Raw genomic sequence first — 19,227 nt, 5'->3', positions numbered from 1 at the left:
TTGTTTGGACCTACGATGCTTGAAGAGTTTAGTTTCGGCTTTCCCATCCTGTCATACCTGATCTTCCTTCCCTTGGTCGGGGCGGCAGTGCTTTGGCTGATTGACGACGAAGATCTCCTCAAATCCACGACATTGGGCATTACCCTCGTGGAGTTGGCGCTCGCATGCCTCGTCCTGGTGCGCTTCGTCCCCGATTCCGCAGCCATGCAGTTTGCAGAACATGCGCGATGGCTGCCGGCGCTCGGCATCGGCTATCACTTAGCCGTCGATGGAATCAGTGTGCTCTTCGTAGGGTTGACGGCCTTTCTCACCGTCTTGGTCGTGATCTACTCCTGGGACACCGTCCGCAACCAGGTGCGCCTGTATTTCATGGCGCTGTTGGCACTGGAAACCACCACCATCGGCATCTTCGTCTCGATCGACCTGATCCTGTTTTTCGTGTTCTGGGAGCTCATGCTCATCCCCAGCTACTTCTTGATCAAGCTGTGGGGAGGCGGGGCCGATCGCCATTACGCAGCCCTCAAGTATGTGCTCTACACGCTCTTGGGCAGCGTATTCATGCTGGTTGGCATTGCCTTGCTGGACATCAACTACCATCAGTGGGCCGTTACGCACCACTTCGACCATGTCTACTCATTTGATCTCCTGGAGCTGTTGTCCGTCCCGATTCCGCTCTCCCAGCAGATCTTGATCTTCTGGCTCATGTTCATGGGATTTGCGTTCAAGGCTCCGGTGTTCCCGTTCCACACCTGGCTCCCTGACGCCTTGGTCGAAGGGCCAATCGGCATGGCAGTCATGCTGGCTGGCATGAAGCTCGGCACGTATGGATTCCTTCGCTTTACCTTCCCGTTACTCCCTGAGGCTTCAAAGAGCGAAGGGGTGATTGCCATCGTCATGGTGCTGGCCCTCACCGCGATTCTTTATGGCGCAGTCGTGGCATTGGTCCAACTCGACTTCAAACGGCTCCTTGCCTTCAGCAGCATCAGCCACCTTGGTTTCGTGGTGGTGGGGTTGTTTGCCTTGAACTTCCAAGGGCTTCAAGGGAGCCTGCTGACCATGATCAACCTCGGATTCAGTACGGCCGGGCTCTTTTTCATGGCCGGCTTCCTCTCAACCAGGCAACAAAGCTCACACCTTGGATCGTTTGGGGGATTTGCCAAACAAGCGCCGCTCTTAGCCACGTTTCTCCTGCTGATCGGCATGGCGTCCATTGGACTTCCAGGCACGAATGGCTTTGTGGGTGAGTTTCTGATCCTCCTGGGCGCCTTCAAAGCCAAATGGTGGTTTGGCGCGGTGGCTGTCCTCGGGGTGATCTTTGGTGCCGCGTATTTTCTCTGGTACTACGAACGTTCCATGCTGGGTCCTGTCGGCAAACACGTCTCTACCGCCATCAAGGATCTCCACATGCGCGAAATCACCATTGCGCTTTCGCTCTCGATCATGATTTTGTGGATCGGCCTCTACCCATCCCCATTCCTGAGGATGATGAATGGCTCGATTCAAGCCCTCGTCGACCGGCTGGATCGCGCCAAAGTCGCCTCGGTAAACACTGTGACCCAAGTGCCCTCAAAGTAAGACCATGGCTGAATACACTCTCCTCATTATCTTGTTCGCCCCGTTTGTCGGAGCACTCGCGCTGATCTTTGTCTCCAATCGCCAGGTCTCGCTGGTGCGCGGTGTGGCAGCCGGCTCCGCCTTCGTCACACTGGTGGCGTCCATCTACCTGTTTTACGCTTACGACCCGATCAAAGGCGGCTACCAGTTCATCCAACGCCTTGAATGGTCGCGGCAGTTGGGCATCTCACTCCACCTGGGTGTCGATGGCATCGGGACTCCGCTTGTCCTCGCCTCAGGCATTCTGCTCTTTGCCGGTATTTTTGTGTCTTGGCATATCAAAGATCGGATGAAGGAGTTTTACATCTGGATCTTGATCCTCGCCGCCGCCACCATCGGCGTCTTCATGTCGCTGGACCTGTTCTTCCTCTACTTCTTCTATGAAATGTCCGTGATCCCCATGTATTTGCTCCTGGGCATGTGGGGCAGTCACACGAAGAAGTACCTCGAGATGACCGATCCGGAAGGCTTGAAACAGCGCGATTCCGTCGGCTTCATTTTCAACTTCGGCGCCAACAGCAAGGAATACGCGGCCATGAAGCTGGTCCTGTTCCTTTCAGCGTTCGCTGTTGCGGCCTTAATGGGCATCTTGCTCATCTATAAGTTCTCCGGCCTGAACACCTTCGATATTCTCGTGCTGCGGGAGAAGGCGCATTTCTCAGGCCCGTTGGCCACGCTCATCTGGTTGCTGATCTTTTTTGGCTTTGCATCCATCGCTCCGATCTGGCCCTTGCACTCCTGGTCGCCTGTCGGTCACGCCGCCGCTCCGGCAGCCACCAGCATGTTGCACGCCGGCGTGCTGATGAAGTTGGGACACTTCTCCATCATTCGCGTGGCATTTGAGATCCTCCCCGAAACGACTCGGGAGCTGATGCCGATCGCCGCCGTGCTCTGCATTTTCAGCATCATTTACGGTGGGCTTGTTGCCTACTACGCCAAAGACACCAAATACGTCATCGGCTACTCCAGTTCGAGCCACATGGGATACGTCTTCCTGGGTATGGCGGCCTTGGACTACATTAGCCTCAGCGGAGCCATCATCTACATGTTCGCCCACGCGATGGCCACCGGCATGCTGTTCGCCATGGCCGGCTGGGTGTATGACCAAACTCACACCCGGGACATTCCGTCCCTCGGCGGTCTCTCGAACCGGATGCCGTTCATCTCCGCCGCCTTCGTCATCGGCTGCATGGCCTCAATCGGAATGCCGGGAACCGTGAACTTCATTGCCGAGGTCATGATCATCGTCGGCAGTTGGAATAAATACCCGTTCCAAGTGGTTGTCGCCGTGCTCGGTATCGTGCTGACCATGGCGTATCTCTTCAAGATGATGCGAGGCCTCTTCTATGGCTCGATGGCGGAAAAATATAGCCATTCCCACGACGCCGTTGCCGTGGTGGATCGCATGCCACTCCTCCTCATGATCCTGGTCAGCGTCAGCTTTGGCATTTTCCCCGGCCACCTGTACTCGGTCGTCCGTTCCGGCGTCGACCCGCTGATCGCACGCATCACGAAAGTCGTGCCGGTCGCGGAGCAGCCGACACATATTCCACTTGCCAGTTCGCCCATCACGCCAGTATCGGCTTCCCATGAGGCGATCGCGAAGGTGACCCCGCGATGAATTTCTCTCTGACGCTATCGCCCAGCGATCTCTTGCTCTTGCTTCCCGAGCTGTTTCTGACGGTCTGGCTGTGTGTCGTGCTGGCCGTAGATTTCTCCTTCAAGCGCATTGTCCAAGAACAGCTAGCGTATCTCACGATCGCCGGGTTGTTGATCACTCTGGGCTGCCTTGCGTGGTTCGACATGACCGGCATCACCGGGACCCTCTTCGCCAAGATGTTCGTGGTGGACCGGATGGCCATCTTCTTCAAGGTGATGATCCTCCTAGCCACGACTCTGGTCATTCTCCTCTCGATCGATTACGTACACCGCTTTTCCTTTTTCAGAGGAGAATACTATTTCCTCGTTGCGATGTCGGCGCTGGGCATGATGTTCATGGCCTCCGCCAACGATCTCCTCTCACTCTTTGTCACGTTGGAATTCGCCACATTCGGGTTTTACGTGCTCGTTTCCTACCTGCGCGACGACATGGCCTCTAACGAGGCAGGCCTCAAATTCTTCATTCTCGGCGTCTTTGCTGCGGGGCTGCTCGGCTATGGCATCAGCCTCGTCTATGGGGAAACCGGCAAGCTCGTCTTTTCCGAAATGACCGGGGCCAACCCGACCACCGGCCTGGTCATCGGATTCCTCCTCATTTTTGCCGCCCTGGGGTTCAAGATCGGCGCCGTTCCCTTCCATTCCTGGATTCCGGACACCTATCACGGTGCCCCGACTCCCGTGACCGCGTTCCTGTCCATCGCACCGAAAGTCGCCGCCTTCGCCATTCTATTGCGCCTCTTCCTCGTAGCGCTTGCGACCTTCAAGCCGGCGTGGGCGCTGCTCATCGTAGCAGCCTCGATCCTCTCCATGACCTACGGCAACATCGTCGCCATTGCACAACGAAACATCAAGCGGCTGTTGGCCTATTCCGGTATCGCGCAGGTCGGCAACGTCCTCATCGGTCTCGCTGCAGGCACCAAAATGGGCACCGATTCCATTTTGTTCTACCTGCTGACCTATCTCTTTGCCAATCTTGGTGCCTTCGCCGTCATCATGGCGATCAGCAATTCGTTGGGCACCGACGAGATCGATGACTACCGCGGCTTGAATCGGCGTTCGCCGTTTCTCGCGTTCGCCATGCTGATTTTCCTGCTCTCACTGGCTGGCGTCCCGCCGCTCGCCGGCTTCATCGGCAAGCTCTATATCTTTGTCGCCGCGATCAAAGAAGGCCTTTACACGCTTATTACCGTGGGGCTCGTCAATATCGTCGTCTCGATGTACTACTACTTGATCGTGGTCAAAAAAATGTACATCAATGAACCACTCGATTCTTCTCCCATCAAGACCACAGGCCCGCTGCGTGCCGTCATCTATGTCGGACTGGCTGGTACGCTGGTGATCGGCATCTATCCGCAACCGTTCCTCGACTGGGCGGTCTCCGCAACCCTGATGTTTTCGAACCTCCTCGGTCCGGCCGCGTCGCTTTCTCCTCCGACGCCCCCCGTCGGGGGTTAAGAGCGCCGCTCCGGTCACCGCCTCCGGTTTTCATAAAATCCCTTCTCTTATCAAGGCCTTCTGCTACAATACAGGCTGACGTTCACGGACTGCACTCATTAGCGTCCCGCACGACCCGCTTGTGTCCATCGGCACACCTGGGCTTTCATGATGAACATGAACGAACCAGATCCTCAACGGACGCTCGATGCCAGCATCAATACCGCGCTTCCGAAGGGCGAACGAGTCCCGTCCCAATTATCGTTTGTCGGTTCGTTGATTCGAAGCGTCCAGGCGCGCTCCATCGAACAGCGCGTTTTGGCAGGCTTTGGGCTGGTGTTTGCGGGAATCCTCGTCATTTCCGTCATTTCCTATCGCAACATGACCGTCCTCATCCGGAACGGCCACCAAGACCAGCGCAGCCACGAGTTCATCCAACTGCTCGGTGCGATGGGAGAGGCGTTGGACGACGCAGAAAATGGCCACCGACGCTTCCTTGTCACCGGAGACGAAAGCTACCTTGCGGCCTACAATACGCTTCGGGACCGCGCACCGGAGTTCATCCGTTACCTGCGCGATCTCACGGACCCCGACAGCAGTCAGGGGGCACACGTCACGCACCTCGAACAGCTCATCACTCAACAGTTGCAGCAAGAACGCAATGCCATTGAGGTACGGAATAAGACCGGATATGAGTCCGTTCGAGACATGGCCTTAACCGGTGTCGCGAAGGCGTCGCTCGATGCGGCGAGGAAACTTCAGGGACTCATGGAGCAGGAAGAAAATAAGGCGCTTGCGCAACGGGTGATCGAATCCACCAGGACGACCCGCTCCAGCATCATTCTGCTCAGCATCGGTGCCCTCCTCCTCTTCGTGCTCCTCGCGGCGGTGTACTACCTGATCCGGCATGACATCACCGCAAGACGGCGGATCGCCGAAGAACTGCATCGGCGGGGGGAACTCCTTGAGGCCGCAAATAAAGAATTGGAAGCGTTCAGCTATTCCGTCTCCCATGACCTACGCGCACCGCTGCGACACATCGATGGGTACGCCTCACTGCTGGCCAAAGCCACGTCCGTCTCCCTCGACGACAAGGCCAAACGTTACCTACACACCATCTCGGAGGCCGCCACCCGGATGGGGCAACTCATCGATGATCTCTTGGTCTTTTCCCGCATGGGTCGACAGGAGATGTTGCGCGGCACCGTCAATCTGAACCAATTGATCGCGGCCGTCCTGCACGATCTTCGACATGACTTGCAAGATCGCGCCATCTCATGGACAATCGCTCAACTCCCTGACGTCACGGGGGACGCCGCTATGTTGCGCCAGGTGTTCATCAACTTGATCGCCAACGCGATTAAATTCACCAGCACACAGCCGAACGCCACCATCGAAATCGGAACCCGGAGCGACGGTCCCGGCGAAGCAGTGTTATTCGTGCGAGACAATGGAGTAGGATTCGATATGCAGTATGCCAACAAGCTCTTTGGAGTCTTTCAACGACTCCATCGCGCGGATGAATTCGAAGGGACGGGCATCGGCCTGGCCAATGTCCGACGAATTATTCACCGACATGGGGGGAAAACCTGGGCGGAAGGGGCCCTCGGCAACGGTGCCGCCTTTTACGTCAGCCTCCCGCTAGCGAGGCCTTCCACATGACACTCTCCAAACCCATTGTGCTGGCAGAAGACAACCCGCGCGACGCGGAGCTGACGCTCGCGGCCATGGAAGAACACCAGCTGGCCGACAAGGTCATCCTCTGTCATGACGGGGCGGAAGTACTCGATTATCTCTATTGCCGGGGCCACTTCAAGACCCGACTCCAGGGCAACCCGGCCGTCGTCCTGCTTGACTTGAAGATGCCGAAAGTCGATGGACTCGAAGTCTTACGCACCATCAAGAATGATGCGGACTTGCGCCCCATCCCCGTCGTGATGCTCACTTCCTCCCGAGAAGAGCGGGATCTGGCGGAAAGTTATGCGCTCGGCGCCAATGCCTACGTGGTCAAACCGGTTGAGTTCCACCAATTTCTCAAAGCCGTGAAAGAACTCGGTGTATTCTGGGGCATGATCAACGAACCACCCCCTGAAGGCGCCGGCCGTACAGCTGAACGGTCGGCATAACCATTTGAGCCCGAACGTAAAGATGACTCAGCCCCTGCGACTCATCCATCTCGAGGGCAACCCAGCGGACGCGGAGCTGATTGACTCCACGCTCCGGAATGCCGGCATTCCTTGCCAGACAAAACGGGTCCACACGCGGGAAGACTTTCTTGCGGCGCTCCGGCAGGGCGGATTCAGCCTCATCCTAGCTGATACGACAGTGCCCGACTTCGATGGAGCGGCGGCCCTTGACCTCGCGCGGGCCCTGCATCCCGACGTGCCGTTTCTGTTCGTCTCCGGCATGCAAGGGGAAGAGTTCGCCGTCGATATGATGCAGCGCGGCGCAACCGACTACATTTCCAAACAGCGTCTCGGCAGACTGGTGCCCTCCGTGCGCCGAACGCTCCGCGAACTCGATGAGCGATTGGAGCGGAAACGCGCGGAAGACGCCTTACGGATGAGCGAAAAGCAATTGCGACAGGCGCAGAAGATGGAAGCCGTCGGCCGCCTGGCCGGGGGACTTGCCCATGATTTCAACAATCTGCTGACCGTCATCATGGGACATAGCCAGGTGCTGCTGGACGAACTGTCCGTCGGTAGTCCCATCCGCGCCAAGATCGAAGAAATGCAAAAGGCTGGCGAACGGGCGGCGAACCTGATTCGCCAACTGATGGCCTTCAGCCGGAAGCAACCGATGGAACCGAACGTACTGCCGCTGAACTCGGTCATCGGCAACGTCGAAGGCATGCTCCGGCGCCTCATCGGAGAGGACATCCAACTGGTCATCCGTCCCGATCCCCATAACGGGCATGTGAAAGCCGATCCAGGACAATTGGAGCAAGTCCTGATGAATCTGGTCGTGAATGCCAGAGACGCCATGCCCAACGGCGGCCTCCTGGCCATTGAAACTTCACAGGTCGAGCTTGCGCGCACCCCGATGCACCACCTACACCCCTTGCCGCTCGGACACTATGTGAAATTGACGGTGACGGACACCGGGTGCGGCATGAATACCGACGTGCTCGGCCACCTATTCGAGCCCTTCTTTACCACCAAGGAAGCGCATAAAGGCACGGGCCTCGGCCTGTCGACCGTCTTCGGGATCGTCACCACCTGCGGCGGCGGCATCGATGTCTGGAGCCAGGTCGGACACGGAACGACCTTTGACCTGTACTTCCCGCGAGCCACACCGCAAACCACCGCCACGTCCACCGATTCCCCACAGGCCCAACCACGCCACGGATCTGAAACCATCCTGTTGGTCGAAGATGATAATGGGGTGCGCGACCTCGTGCGTCGCGAGTTACTCAAGACCGGCTACCAGGTGATCGAGGCCAAGAACGGAGTCGAAGCCTGCCTCACGGCCACGCAACAGAGTTATCACGTCGATCTCCTGCTGACCGATGTGGTGATGCCGGGCATGAACGGCCGGGAGCTGGCCGAACATCTGGCGGTCATCAAGCCAAATCTCCGGGTGCTGTTCATGTCCGGATACCTCGACGACATTTCCGTCAACAGCGGCATGGATCCGCACCGCACCACATTTCTCCAGAAACCGTTCACGCCGGATCTGCTGCTACGCACCGTGCGCGCACTGCTCGACTCCTCTGCGCCGGGGACCGGGCCGGCGCACGTGCAAACATCACCACCGAACCACACATCTCGCACCGCCAGAGCCTCGTAAGAGATCAGTGCCGACCGACCGTTGCCCATCACCAGTTTGACCCATGTGTCGATCCTTCTTATACTCAGACCGCAGGGGCGTCGTGCCGACGTGCCCTGTCGAAACGATCAAGGACAACGCGTATTAATGGACCATCGCCGCTCAGGACCGCCGACACTCCATCGCTGGGAACATGCACTGTGCGGCTGCCTGCTCATCATCGGATTGTATGGAGTCGTCACGGCTCGGCCGGCCGAGGCAGAATCATTGCCTTGGGAGCGACTGACTACCGGCATGCAAGTGGCGCTCTGGAACCCCATCGACACCTGCCCGCAGGTTCCCGCCTTGCTGATGCTCCAAGTCGACCCGGAACGATTCCGATTTTCCATCCATCAGTATCGCGACGAAGGGCTTCGCGCTCCGATCTCGATCCATGATTGGCAGCAACGGACCGACGCCTACGTCATGTTCAATGCAGGCTTGTTTCGCGAGGACTATTCCTATCTGGGCGTGTTGCTGAAAGAAGGCCGGTCGCTCGGGGGTAAGAAACATCATTCGTGGCAAGGACTGTTTGCGGCGGAACCTGTCGACGGAACACTTCGAAAAGCGCGCGTCTTCGATCTCGCGTTTGAAGCATTCACCGAAGATCCGCCGCTCTACCGCGAGGCTGCACAATCACTGATGTTGTTCGACCGGACGGGCAAACTCCGGGTGCGAGACAGCGGGAAACGTGCGTTTCAGACGGTGGTGGCTGAAGACGGGCAAGGGGCGATCCTCGTGATCAAGACCGTGGACATCGTGTCGCTACATCACCTGGCCGACTGTCTGCATCGGCAACTCCCTTCACTCCGGCAGGCCATGGCCATGGACGGTGGCGCCTCGTCCGATGTCATCGCCAGCCAGGATCTGCTGCACGCCGCCCAGGAAACCGCCGCCCAGGCTGGCTGGCGTGCATTGCTGGCCGGCAACACAGGCGTCCACATTCCTCTTCCCACGGTCATCGGGATCAGCCCGCGGACCTCTGCGAGGACAGGAGCATTGTCGGAATCGTCGCAGGCACCCCGAAAGCCCTGACACCACCCGACTCACCGTCCCGGTGCGATGGGAAATCCCGCTTCGGTCCACGCATTCATGCTTCCCACCACATTGTAGACATGCGTATACCCCAGGTCGGCTAAGGTTTCCGCAGCGATGTTGCTGCGATGGCCGGATTGGCAATAGACGACGATATGATCATCCAGTTTCACCCCCAGTTCACGGTGACGCGCCTTCATTTCTCGAAAATCGATGTTCAGGTCGGTGCCGGGAATCATGCCGGACGCATGCTCTTCCGGGGAGCGCACATCGATCAAGACAAACCCCTTGGCGCTCGTGGAGGGCGCCTTGGCGAGGCCGGCTCGTAATTGTTGTACGCTCAATACGTAGGAATGATAGGCGAGGGAAGGCACTGGTTCCTGGAGAAGAAACCCGCCGAGAACGACTGCACACGTGATACAAGTAAGATATCGCATGGCTGGCTCCTTGGTTGACGACATGATGGGTCTGGCATTCACCTTGTATGATAGGTACTCGATGAAAAGTTGGTCAAGTCTGATGAGCCTGGTGATGTGCGCCCTCCTGTCAGCTTGCGGAGACGGCGCCATTCTCGTTAAAGACTCAGACCATGGAGGCGTCGTCGTGTACCCGTACCGTGCCGAGCAAGGCACGCTGTTGTCCACATTCCGCAAGGACGCAATGCGGATCATCGATCACAAGTGTCCGGGCGGGCACACGATCGTCCGCGAGGGGGAAACCAAGGGGCGACTTCGCCAAGCCAGTCCCATCGCAGGATCCAGCGATGTCGTCGAGGAGCGACGGTGGGGAATACAGTTCGAGTGCAAATAGCCTAGGAAGCGGACGGCCGACCCTGCATGAGCTCATCAATCGTGAGGAGACTCGCCACCCGCACTCCCAACTGCTCGACACGGGCTCGACCGTCCTGCTCTTTCCGATCGACAATCACCAGGGCTTCCTTCACTTCAAGCCCTGCCTCACGAGCTGCGACGATCGCCTTCACGACAGACCCACCGCTGGTGAGCACATCATCGACGACGAGCGCACGATCCCCGGCCAGAACGACTCCCTCGACCAACCGACCAAGGCCATGATCCTTCGCCTGCTTGCGTACGAAAAATGTCCGCCACTCCCGGCGAGGAGACGCAAGATAGGCATAATCGGAGATCGACGTGGCGATGGAAATCGCGCCGATCTCCAGCCCTCCGAGACAATCAATGTCTTGATCCTTGATGACCTCCCACGCTCGTTTGGCCACCAAGTGGCGTGCATAGGGAAATGCCATCAAGGTTCGACAATCAACGTAAAACGGGCTCAGCAATCCCGATGCGAGTTTGAAGCCTCCGCTCGGATCCCATTTGAACGACTGAGTCTTGTGAAACGCGGCGACAAGTTCGTCTTGCAGCATGATTTGTCCTGTGCTCCCATGATCGCCCAGGGGCCATGCCGTCGATGCAGCTCGCAGGCCCATGTGCCGGCGGCTGATTCTACACTGGTTGCCGATCAGAAGACATCACGCATTGCCCAACACGGTTCATCTGAATCAGCCTACTATCCGATGACACGACTCCGGCACCGGTCTAGCCACTCCGTATACCATCGGAATGCACATCAGGGGAACGGTCAGGAGAATCGTTTCACCTGTTCAGCCAGCGTTCCTGCGACCAGGCTGAGATCAAACGGCCAGGCATAACGGAGCTCCACCCCCGGGTACTGCGGACGAAGGTGCGTGAGAATTTCAGGGATCTCGATTTCAGAATGCGAACCACCAGGCGTGAACATCGTGGTCGCCACGGTAATATGGGTCGCACCCTGTTTGGCGAGTTGGTCGACCGACTCTTCCAATGTCGGGGCACAAAACTCGTTATAGGCCACGGCGAACAGCACATCCCCCAGCGTGGCGCGCAACTTCGCCGCCACGGCTTCCAAACCGGCTTGATAGGGATCGGTCTCCGCATTTCTCGGCCAGTGGCGAACCTTGCCATCCAACTCCAGTTCCTCTGCCGACGGCGGCTGATTGGCCGCGCGGCGCTGGGCTTCGAGCCGCTTCAATTTCGTCACCAAATCTTGTGGGCAGCCCTTGGGAATGCCGCCGTGTCCGACTAGAATCACACCCTTCCGCACTGTCGCCATGTCCTCGCTCCTTCTCAAGAATGTCTCGCTCGCATGGATTGACACTGACTCTCTTCACCGTCGCATTCGACTGGATGCCTGTGGATGCGATTCACTGCGAAGACGGTTCATCGCAGAGGCCTCGGACGAGGAATCACATCCGTTTATACGTGATTACGTAACATCAATTCCTTCGGATGGGGATTCAGATACACCTGCTCGCGAATATATTCGACATCAAATACCTGCACGTAGTGTTTGATCAAGGTCAGGGGCACGATCAACGGCGTGAGTCCCTGATGATAGTCCGCAATCACACCCAATAGTTCCGCTTTTTCCTGCGCAGCAAGGCGATCCTTGAAATGCCCCAGGATATGTTGCAGGACATTGACGTGCTTGCGTACCGTCGCCCGCACCGCCAGGGCCTGCATGAAGAGTTCACCGTATCGAAGGGCCAGGTCTTTGGGGCGACACTCATGGACTTGCGCCACCAACCGGCCAAGCTGGCGGTAGTGCGGAGCGCTGTGGGCCAGGAGCAGGTATTTATGAATTGTGTGAAATCGTACTACCGCTTGCCTCGTCACCCCGCCACGGATCAAATCCTGCCAGCGCCGATAACAGAAGACCCGCTCAATGAAATTTTCTCGTAACATGGGATCACTCAGCCGGCCTTCCTCCTCGACCGGGACAAGCGGGAACCGTCCGACGAAGGCTCGCGCGAAGAGGCCCACGCCCTTGCGATTGGGCATGCCATGCTCATTGTACGTTCGGACACGTTCCACTCCGCAACTGGGAGAATCTTTTTTGAACACAAACCCCGACAGATCCACCCCTTCCAGGTCAGCCAGGCGTCTGTTCGTCATGACCTCCAAGGCAAGGGTGTGATCCTGCCCGCTCTTGATCGACACCAGGCTCGGCCGCAGCGGATTTCCTACCAGTCGCATCGCTTCACGCGGCGTGCCGAGCCCCGCCTCGACTTCCGGACACACCGGAACCCATTCCACATATCGGCCTAACACCTCCGTCAGAAACTGGTCCCGCTTGTGGCCGCCATCAAACCGAACCTGTTCGCCGAGCAAACACCGGCTGATGCCGAGGCGAAGCGCCGGCGACGTCACGGGGCCACCTGCTGCTTCCCGAGATCCAAATATTCCTGACGCGCCTGCCGATGATCGACGATCGGCTCAGGGTAGTCGATGCCGATGCGGCATCGAGCCCGCACCTGTTCCTCCTTGGGCATGAGCGACGGTTCGTGAATCCACTTGGTCGGTACCTGACTCAGTTCCGGGACATACTGGCGCACATACCCCCCGTCTGGATCGAACTTCGCACTTTGAAGGGTAGGGTTAAAAATGCGATAGCCTTGCATGGCATCCGTACCGGTCGACGCGCACCACTGCCAGTTGCCGTTGTTGGCTGCCAGGTCACCGTCCACCAGCTGCTCCATAAAGTACCGTTCACCGCTTCGCCAATCCAGACGAAGATCCTTCACCAGAAACGACGCCACGATCATGCGCACGCGATTATGCATCCATCCGGTCTTGTTCAACTGACGCATCCCGGCGTCGACGATCGGATAGCCGGTCTGACCCTGACTCCAGGCGACAAACAACCGGTCGCGCTCAGGCCCGGCAGAACGCGGAGGGGGCAGTCCGGGCTTCGCCTTGAACGGCCCCTCTGCGACATGCGGAAACGCCGTCAACACCTGCTGAAAAAACTCCCGCCACACCAACTCGTCGATCCAGGTGAAGACATCGGCGCGAGAGACCTGTCCGCCCTGCGAGAGGGTGTGGAGTGCGGCATGCACCATCGTGCGCGCACTGATCGTTCCGAACCGCACATGCGGGGACAACTTGGATGTCCCGTCCTGCGCCGGAAGATTTCTCCCGCTGACGTAGCGATGGATCGGCCCTTGTAAAAACCACTGCAATCTGGCTCGCGCCGCCTGTTCACCCGGCTCGATCCACATCGGCACCGACGTATAGCCAAGATCTTCCGGCTTCGGCCAGGGGGGCATGGAAGATACCGTGTTCCCCGCGCATGGAAGGGTCGGCACAGGCAGCACAGGCGGCGCGGCCGCACGCCACTTCGCCCACCACCGATCGCGATACGCACTATACCGTTGAAACGGATCCCCGGTCAGACTCCGCACCTCCTCAGCCTCAAACACCACATGGTCCTTAAAGGTCTTGACGGTACGACCCTGTCGAGCCAACTGCTGCTGTGCGATTCGATCCCGATCGATGGCGCCTGGCTCATAATCACGATTCCAATACACCGCGTCCACCGCCAGGTCCTGAGCCGTCCGCAACACCGTCTCCACCGGCTCACCCGTCCGCCAGAGGAGCGTCACTCCGCGCTCAGCCAAGGAGCGGCGTACATCCTCCAGGCATCCCAACATGAACCCGACACAGGCGGCCCCGAAGACATGATCACGCAGCAGAGGCTCGTCGAACACGAACAGGGGCACGATCTCCCGGCACTCCTTGCAGGCGGCTGACAGCGCAGGATTGTCATGTATCCGGAGATCTCGACGAAACCAGACCAGCCCCTTCATAAATGCACCTCTGGGGACGAAGACGCCAACCGAGTCGGTGGCGGCAACGGATCGACAAACAACACTCGTCGCCACGAAACATAGCAGAGAAACAGGACCGTTGTAGCCATGAAACCCGTACGCAGATGGTGGTAGCCGAATTGAAACTGGTTCATCAGCTCACTCATCAGGCCGAATCCTCCATAGGCCATGGCCAACCCCCAGGCCCAGGGGCGCAAAAACACGAAGCCATAGCCGATCAGGAAGTGGGCGGCCGGCGAATGCAGTTTGACGAGGTAGGCCAGTGGTCCCGCGATCGTGACCCCGAACAGCTTCAGCGCATAGGCCGGGAACCCTTCGATGATGAGCATATCGATCAAGCCCACGAGGAGAAACATGGCGCCGAATAACTTGAGATCGATGCCGCGTTGAGTGGTCTGTCTCAGCATGGTCCTGCCTCCTTCACTGTGCGGACACGATGCCGCGGGGGAACCGTCCTCATCGAACCCAGGCCTCCGGAAACGCCTGCCACCAGGTCGTGGGGTGCGCGCTCCGCCATTGCGTCTGCTCCGTCCAGAGTCGATCGGACACCGACTTGTTGAGCCGAACCGCCATTGCGGCGCTGACGTCCGCCTGCTGACGCACGCTGGTCTGGATCATTTCTTTCGCCATACGGGCCAGCCCGCCTGGAGGGTCGACGAGATCTTCGGTGTGCCGATAGGCGAGATTCAGATACAACTGCTCGACGGCCATCCAGCTTTCATCCTTGGACAACTGTTCCAGGTACGCATCGATGGCGTGATAGACGTAGGTGAGATGCAGATAGGTTTCGGCTGACGGCCGGTCCTGGATCCCTCGTTCGCAGGCCTCCAGTGCCCGACGATAGTCGCCGGCTAATAGGTAGAGTCCTGTTCTCGCAAGCCCCGACAGGGCCGGATATGCCGACGTTGTCTCCACCGCCTGAGCCGGTGACAGGGCGGCGACAAGCCCCAACGCCACCATCCCTGCAATCACCTGTTTCATGCCTCACCTATTTAGTCTGACCACCGTGCGACCCCATCTGCCCCTTGTACAAGGTCTGCCCGGCAACCCGCGTGACGGAGACCTCCCGTACACCGTCCTCCGACTTTACCCCCAATTTCACCACGGTTCCCGGCTCCCCACGCACCATAAGCGCAACCTGCTCGTACGTCTTGCCGGTCAGCGCAGCGCCATCTACGGTTGTTACTTGATCACCCTGCTTGAGCCCCGCCTTCTCCGCCGGACCATCCGGCAACACTTGCGCGATAAACAAGACCGACGGATCACCGACGCGCTCAGCCCCCACGTGCAGCGCCACGCCGATCACGCCGTCCGGAATGGTCGTCTCCAGACCATACATCGGGCCTTGCGACCCGCCTTTCTCATGACCGTCCCCGGCCCAAAGTTGATCACTGATGCCCCAGGTTTGACTCACGGCGAGGCTCAGTAGCGCCGCAAAGAGGCAACGCCCGACAGACCCTTGTGTGTGCATCATCCTTCCCCCTTCATCATCATGAGATTTGACGAATCATGCCGACCAAGCACAGGCCTCCGATCAGCACCAATGAATTCAGGCACAGCGACCGTTGGTGTAGCCGAGTCCAGGCCGCCTGCAACACCGGATCAACATCACCCTGCTGCTCCTGCTCCTTGAGCCGATCCCGCATCGCGTTGCTTTGTGGAGTCAGCGGCGAACGACAGTAGGACTCTGCGAGAAGAATCACCACCCAGATCCCTCCCGCTCCCAGCACCGACGCGCTCAGCCCGCGCAGGGATCCAATCGCGAGCAGCGACAGGAGTCCGACCGTCGCCGCGCCCATGCCCAACAGGTAGTAGGCAGGGAATAATCGGCGAACGACAGGACCGAACTGGTCCGGTCCCAACTGCTTCGCAAGAATCGGCGCGACCACAAAGGAGAGCAACACCACCTTGCCGACCAGTACGGCCACCGCCAGTGCGTGCGCATACTGCATGACGGGTTCAATGAAGGCAGTCATGGCCGACGCTCCCCACCGACAATCGCTCGTAACGCCGGCTCCAGCGTCGGATACCGGAAGGCGTAGCCGCCCGCTCTCGCCTTCGCCGGGTCCACACGTTGACCGGTCGTCATCAATGTCCCCAGCTCCCCCAGCGCCAGCTGCAAGGCCAAGCTCGGGACCGGCAGCCACGAGGGACGATGGAGCACTCTGCCGACCGTCGTACAAAAGGTCTTCATCGTTACCGCCTCAGGAGCCACGGCATTGAGCGGACCACACACGGTCGGCGTCGTCATCGCCCATTGAATAAGTCCGATCAGATCCGCGCGGTGAATCCACGAGACCCACTGCGTGCCGGGCAGGACCGGCCCCCCGGCGAAGAAGCGAAACGGTAGCAACATTTTCGGCAATGCCCCACCGTCCTCTTCAAGCACCATACCCGTACGCAGCACCACGACCCGCGTACGGAACTGGGCGGCACGCAACGCCTCTGCCTCCCACGCTGCAGACAAGTCCGCCAAGAATCCTTCTCCGAGTGCCGACCCCTCGTCGAGGACCCGGTCGTCACTCGCACCGTAGTACCCAATGCCCGACGCCGTGATGAACACAGGAAGTGGCGAGATACGGGCAGCGAGAGCATCGACCAATAGTCTGGTGCTAACGGTTCGGCTTTCCAGCAGCAGACGCTTACGGGCCGGCGTCCACCGACCTTCGGCAATGGGGGCACCGGCCAAGTTGACGACCGCATCAGCCTCTTGTAGCTCAGCTCTCCAAGGGCCCACGGTTCGAGCATCCCACTCCACGTACACAGCAGACGAGTGAACCGATCGTGCGGGCTTCCGACACAGAACCACCACATCATGCTGCTGGCGCGTCAACGCGTCGACCAGCGCGTGCCCGATGAATCCCGTTCCTCCGGTGATGACAATCCGCATATCTCGCGTCCTTGCCGACAAGAAGTTTCTACGAGGGTTCGATGGGAGACCCGCCCTCAGGGGAATTTCTGCTGCCCCTTGCTTCACCCAAATCTGTTGCCGGTTTCGATCCCGGCTGGCCCGGGAGAGCCGTCACACGCTGACTGAACTTGCGCTCTTTTGTGCCATACAGCAAGTTCGGCGGAGGGCCATACCGATTCTTCAGTATCACGGGATCGAGCACCTCCCCGCAGATCGTGCAGTGCCATGCCGTGATATCAATCTGACCAGTGTCGTCCAGGAGATCGATGTACTGTTGCGTCAACAAGAGCCCACCGCAACGAGGGCATCGATGGTTGCCCTCTTGCGAAGGAGTGTATGATTCCGGCGTCCCATGTGTTTCCATTGGAACCCCCGACTTCGAGAAAAATAAATAGTCTTCCCTGAATCTCTTCTCCCTGATCACGGTGCAGCACACCCACTCGCCACACGTGACTTACTCGCTGTGAGATCGATACGTTCCCTGCCTCACGACGACGTAGACGGGTTTCCTGCGACTCATCAATGCGGCGGCGGCAACGCTCACCGCTACGAGGACCAGACCTACGACGATCAGCTGCCCCATGTGCACCTCCTTCGTTCATGTCCCACCCATAGGGGACCTTGTGTTGTTCCGTTCGATGGTTCGCCGAGGGGACGGGTTCCTCCGAAGGAAGAACCCATCCGCCTCAACGGGAGGCCGCGTGCGGAGTCGCGGTACCTCCAATTTCTCAATTTCGATCAGCTTGAGCCGACCACCGCCCATCGTGATTCACTTGGCCGCCGGTTCGTGAGCGGCAGCGTCCTGTCCCGCCAGACCACGCACACAGCGGAATCCGGTCCCATGGGTCTGCAATGCAAATCCGCCCCGACCACGCGCGGTCGCCGTAATGTCAGCCAGCGGACTGTGCCAGGATCCTCCTCGAATGACCCGCACGATGCCCTTGTCCGGACCTTGCGGATTCGTCGTCGGCGCGTTCTGGTAGTAGTCAGGGTCGTACCAGTCCTGAACCCACTCACGAGCGTTGCCGGACATGTCCTTGATACCATAGGGTGAGTCGCCTCCCGGCAGCGACCCCACCGCATAGAGCGTCTTCTCGTTGACCCACTCGCGGTCATAATTTGCCCGTGTCGACGTCGCTTCGTCGTTGCCCCACGGATACGTCCGACCATCGGTCCCGCGTGCCGCCTTTTCCCATTCCGCTTCGGTCGGCAACCGTTTCTTGGCCCAGGCGCAATAGGCCTTGGCGTCGTACCAGGTCACCTGGACGACCGGAAGTTGCTCGATCCCTTTCGCCGACACCAGCGCACCGGTACCATAAGGATTCGGCGGGTTTCGGTGACCGGTCGTCGCCACAAAGGCCAGGTAGCGCTCGTTGGTCACCTCCACCTGATCAATGACGAAGGCATCGACATGCACAGTGCGCTGTGGCCATTCGTCAGCTCGCCCCCTGGGACTCTGGGTCCCCCTCGTGAATGGTCCGGCCGGAACGGTGATCATCGGCACGGAATCCAGCTCCTTGCTGGGCGGCGCCGCCGTCGCAGGACTCAGGGCAAGTGCAAAGGCGGCCGTCGCGAAGAGACCTGCCACACTCCACCTGGTCCTTCTCTCACTCACACCTTGTGTCATCGCTTCTGCTCCTTGCTCCCCGCAATCGCCTGTTCCGTGTGCCTGCTGATTTGACCGACGAGGCGCTCCACGGCACCTGCGTCGCCACGGTCGGCGGCCTCCTGCGCCTGGGTCACGAGGGTTCGTGCTTCATGCAAGTGTTGTTCGATTTGTGCCTGCAGATCGGGCGACGCCACGGTCCCGCCGAGCGCCGCACGGTGGTACACCTCCCAGGCATGGTCCACGCTATGCTCCGCCTCATGCACGAGTTGCACATTTTCCGGATGCATGTGGCGACTGGCATCCAGGGGACCGGCGTGAATCGCCGTCGCCCACAGCCACGCCGCAACCCCACCGATCAGCGTGATCATTGTCCTGTTCGTCATGGCTCTGCCTCCCTCGTAGGAACTGTCTCAGCGACTCCGTTCGCGCGCAGACCTCAGCGTCGGGCTATCGACTGCTCGATCAGGGGACGCAGTTCCAGGAGTTCTA

At 59.1% G+C, this 19,227-nt stretch carries 20 protein-coding genes; 8 read left to right on the top strand and 12 right to left on the bottom strand.

From position 1 onward, the window contains the following. Positions 1 to 15 precede the first annotated feature (15 nt). The 7 genes from JNL86_09780 to JNL86_09750 all read left to right on the top strand — a co-directional run bounded on the left by JNL86_09780 (position 16) and on the right by JNL86_09750 (position 9,549). Positions 16 to 1,575, top strand: a complete 1,560-nt coding sequence (locus JNL86_09780) for an NADH-quinone oxidoreductase subunit M (protein MBL8043194.1) — start codon at positions 16 to 18, stop codon at positions 1,573 to 1,575. 4 nt (positions 1,576 to 1,579) lie between these two features. Beyond that, positions 1,580 to 3,235, top strand: coding sequence for an NADH-quinone oxidoreductase subunit M (locus tag JNL86_09775; protein ID MBL8043193.1), 1,656 nt, complete (start codon positions 1,580 to 1,582; stop codon positions 3,233 to 3,235). Next, a complete protein-coding gene (locus tag JNL86_09770) occupies positions 3,232 to 4,728 on the top strand; it encodes an NADH-quinone oxidoreductase subunit N (GenBank protein ID MBL8043192.1) in 1,497 nt (498 codons plus the stop codon). The genes JNL86_09775 and JNL86_09770 overlap by 4 nt, the downstream gene beginning before the upstream one ends. Before the next feature lie 156 nt (positions 4,729 to 4,884). Further along, the gene (locus JNL86_09765) at positions 4,885 to 6,369 is read left to right on the top strand and encodes a CHASE3 domain-containing protein (protein ID MBL8043191.1); all 1,485 of its coding nucleotides are present in this window, start codon (positions 4,885 to 4,887) and stop codon (positions 6,367 to 6,369) included. Continuing rightward, the gene (locus JNL86_09760; protein ID MBL8043190.1) at positions 6,366 to 6,833 is read left to right on the top strand and encodes a response regulator; all 468 of its coding nucleotides are present in this window, start codon (positions 6,366 to 6,368) and stop codon (positions 6,831 to 6,833) included. Before JNL86_09765 ends, JNL86_09760 begins: the two co-directional genes overlap by 4 nt. Positions 6,834 to 6,855: 22 nt before the next feature. Continuing rightward, positions 6,856 to 8,496 carry a response regulator gene (locus JNL86_09755; GenBank protein MBL8043189.1) on the top strand — a complete coding sequence of 547 codons (1,641 nt, stop codon included), beginning with the start codon at positions 6,856 to 6,858 and terminating at the stop codon, positions 8,494 to 8,496. A 126-nt stretch (positions 8,497 to 8,622) separates the two neighbouring features. Continuing rightward, complete coding sequence (locus JNL86_09750; GenBank protein MBL8043188.1) at positions 8,623 to 9,549, top strand: phosphodiester glycosidase family protein; 927 nt, start codon at positions 8,623 to 8,625, stop codon at positions 9,547 to 9,549. Between the two features lie 11 nt (positions 9,550 to 9,560). On the opposite strand, the gene JNL86_09745 is transcribed toward JNL86_09750, so the two are convergent. Further along, positions 9,561 to 9,986 (bottom strand): rhodanese-like domain-containing protein, encoded by a 426-nt coding sequence (locus JNL86_09745; GenBank protein ID MBL8043187.1) that lies wholly within the window; start codon positions 9,984 to 9,986, stop codon positions 9,561 to 9,563. A gap of 61 nt (positions 9,987 to 10,047) precedes the next feature. Here JNL86_09745 and JNL86_09740 point away from each other — a divergent pair, with 61 nt between their 5' ends. Next, positions 10,048 to 10,359 (top strand): hypothetical protein, encoded by a 312-nt coding sequence (locus JNL86_09740; GenBank protein MBL8043186.1) that lies wholly within the window; start codon positions 10,048 to 10,050, stop codon positions 10,357 to 10,359. A 1-nt stretch (position 10,360) separates the two neighbouring features. On the opposite strand, the gene pyrE is transcribed toward JNL86_09740, so the two are convergent. From pyrE to JNL86_09685, 11 genes are all read right to left on the bottom strand, one after another. Continuing rightward, a complete protein-coding gene (gene pyrE, locus JNL86_09735; protein ID MBL8043185.1) occupies positions 10,361 to 10,936 on the bottom strand; it encodes an orotate phosphoribosyltransferase in 576 nt (191 codons plus the stop codon). A gap of 215 nt (positions 10,937 to 11,151) precedes the next feature. Beyond that, entirely contained in the window at positions 11,152 to 11,661 is a 510-nt protein-coding gene (locus JNL86_09730; GenBank protein MBL8043184.1) for a CbiX/SirB N-terminal domain-containing protein, read from the bottom strand. Positions 11,662 to 11,804: 143 nt separating this feature from the next. Beyond that, positions 11,805 to 12,758 (bottom strand): DUF523 and DUF1722 domain-containing protein, encoded by a 954-nt coding sequence (locus tag JNL86_09725; protein ID MBL8043183.1) that lies wholly within the window; start codon positions 12,756 to 12,758, stop codon positions 11,805 to 11,807. After that, complete coding sequence (locus JNL86_09720) at positions 12,755 to 14,197, bottom strand: deoxyribodipyrimidine photo-lyase (GenBank protein MBL8043182.1); 1,443 nt, start codon at positions 14,195 to 14,197, stop codon at positions 12,755 to 12,757. Before JNL86_09720 ends, JNL86_09725 begins: the two co-directional genes overlap by 4 nt. Then, positions 14,194 to 14,625 (bottom strand): hypothetical protein, encoded by a 432-nt coding sequence (locus JNL86_09715; protein ID MBL8043181.1) that lies wholly within the window; start codon positions 14,623 to 14,625, stop codon positions 14,194 to 14,196. The genes JNL86_09720 and JNL86_09715 overlap by 4 nt, the downstream gene beginning before the upstream one ends. A gap of 49 nt (positions 14,626 to 14,674) precedes the next feature. Next, positions 14,675 to 15,199: a hypothetical protein gene (locus JNL86_09710; GenBank protein MBL8043180.1), complete on the bottom strand. Its 525-nt coding sequence runs from the start codon at positions 15,197 to 15,199 to the stop codon at positions 14,675 to 14,677. Between the two features lie 7 nt (positions 15,200 to 15,206). Beyond that, positions 15,207 to 15,692, bottom strand: a complete 486-nt coding sequence (locus JNL86_09705) for a PDZ domain-containing protein (protein ID MBL8043179.1) — start codon at positions 15,690 to 15,692, stop codon at positions 15,207 to 15,209. A 16-nt stretch (positions 15,693 to 15,708) separates the two neighbouring features. Beyond that, positions 15,709 to 16,194 (bottom strand): DUF4149 domain-containing protein, encoded by a 486-nt coding sequence (locus tag JNL86_09700; protein ID MBL8043178.1) that lies wholly within the window; start codon positions 16,192 to 16,194, stop codon positions 15,709 to 15,711. Further along, positions 16,191 to 17,108, bottom strand: a complete 918-nt coding sequence (locus tag JNL86_09695; protein ID MBL8043177.1) for a TIGR01777 family oxidoreductase — start codon at positions 17,106 to 17,108, stop codon at positions 16,191 to 16,193. Before JNL86_09695 ends, JNL86_09700 begins: the two co-directional genes overlap by 4 nt. Before the next feature lie 790 nt (positions 17,109 to 17,898). Continuing rightward, positions 17,899 to 18,756 carry an SUMF1/EgtB/PvdO family nonheme iron enzyme gene (locus tag JNL86_09690; GenBank protein ID MBL8043176.1) on the bottom strand — a complete coding sequence of 286 codons (858 nt, stop codon included), beginning with the start codon at positions 18,754 to 18,756 and terminating at the stop codon, positions 17,899 to 17,901. Next, positions 18,753 to 19,121 carry a hypothetical protein gene (locus tag JNL86_09685; GenBank protein MBL8043175.1) on the bottom strand — a complete coding sequence of 123 codons (369 nt, stop codon included), beginning with the start codon at positions 19,119 to 19,121 and terminating at the stop codon, positions 18,753 to 18,755. Before JNL86_09685 ends, JNL86_09690 begins: the two co-directional genes overlap by 4 nt. Positions 19,122 to 19,227 lie beyond the last annotated feature (106 nt).

Source organism: Nitrospira sp. (assembly GCA_016788885.1).
In the GTDB taxonomy this organism is placed as follows: Bacteria; Nitrospirota; Nitrospiria; order Nitrospirales; family Nitrospiraceae; genus Nitrospira_A.
Note: the sequence above shows the minus strand (reverse complement) of the source record. Positions and strands in the feature narration are given on the sequence as shown.

What these genes read in the sequence shown, in the direction of transcription:
- JNL86_09700 (MBL8043178.1), bottom strand. Translation starts at nt 16,194, where the DNA reads ATGACTGCCTTCATTGAACCCGTCATGCAGTATGCGCACGCACTGGCG.
- JNL86_09755 (MBL8043189.1), top strand. Translation starts at nt 6,856, where the DNA reads ATGACTCAGCCCCTGCGACTCATCCATCTCGAGGGCAACCCAGCGGAC.
- JNL86_09690 (MBL8043176.1), bottom strand. Translation starts at nt 18,756, where the DNA reads ATGACACAAGGTGTGAGTGAGAGAAGGACCAGGTGGAGTGTGGCAGGT.
- JNL86_09740 (MBL8043186.1), top strand. Translation starts at nt 10,048, where the DNA reads ATGAAAAGTTGGTCAAGTCTGATGAGCCTGGTGATGTGCGCCCTCCTG.
- JNL86_09695 (MBL8043177.1), bottom strand. Translation starts at nt 17,108, where the DNA reads ATGCGGATTGTCATCACCGGAGGAACGGGATTCATCGGGCACGCGCTG.
- JNL86_09760 (MBL8043190.1), top strand. Translation starts at nt 6,366, where the DNA reads ATGACACTCTCCAAACCCATTGTGCTGGCAGAAGACAACCCGCGCGAC.
- JNL86_09750 (MBL8043188.1), top strand. Translation starts at nt 8,623, where the DNA reads ATGGACCATCGCCGCTCAGGACCGCCGACACTCCATCGCTGGGAACAT.
- JNL86_09715 (MBL8043181.1), bottom strand. Translation starts at nt 14,625, where the DNA reads ATGCTGAGACAGACCACTCAACGCGGCATCGATCTCAAGTTATTCGGC.
- JNL86_09705 (MBL8043179.1), bottom strand. Translation starts at nt 15,692, where the DNA reads ATGATGCACACACAAGGGTCTGTCGGGCGTTGCCTCTTTGCGGCGCTA.
- JNL86_09775 (MBL8043193.1), top strand. Translation starts at nt 1,580, where the DNA reads ATGGCTGAATACACTCTCCTCATTATCTTGTTCGCCCCGTTTGTCGGA.
- JNL86_09720 (MBL8043182.1), bottom strand. Translation starts at nt 14,197, where the DNA reads ATGAAGGGGCTGGTCTGGTTTCGTCGAGATCTCCGGATACATGACAAT.
- JNL86_09710 (MBL8043180.1), bottom strand. Translation starts at nt 15,199, where the DNA reads ATGAAACAGGTGATTGCAGGGATGGTGGCGTTGGGGCTTGTCGCCGCC.
- JNL86_09730 (MBL8043184.1), bottom strand. Translation starts at nt 11,661, where the DNA reads ATGGCGACAGTGCGGAAGGGTGTGATTCTAGTCGGACACGGCGGCATT.
- JNL86_09685 (MBL8043175.1), bottom strand. Translation starts at nt 19,121, where the DNA reads ATGACGAACAGGACAATGATCACGCTGATCGGTGGGGTTGCGGCGTGG.
- JNL86_09745 (MBL8043187.1), bottom strand. Translation starts at nt 9,986, where the DNA reads ATGCGATATCTTACTTGTATCACGTGTGCAGTCGTTCTCGGCGGGTTT.
- JNL86_09770 (MBL8043192.1), top strand. Translation starts at nt 3,232, where the DNA reads ATGAATTTCTCTCTGACGCTATCGCCCAGCGATCTCTTGCTCTTGCTT.
- JNL86_09765 (MBL8043191.1), top strand. Translation starts at nt 4,885, where the DNA reads ATGAACGAACCAGATCCTCAACGGACGCTCGATGCCAGCATCAATACC.
- JNL86_09780 (MBL8043194.1), top strand. Translation starts at nt 16, where the DNA reads ATGCTTGAAGAGTTTAGTTTCGGCTTTCCCATCCTGTCATACCTGATC.
- pyrE (MBL8043185.1), bottom strand. Translation starts at nt 10,936, where the DNA reads ATGCTGCAAGACGAACTTGTCGCCGCGTTTCACAAGACTCAGTCGTTC.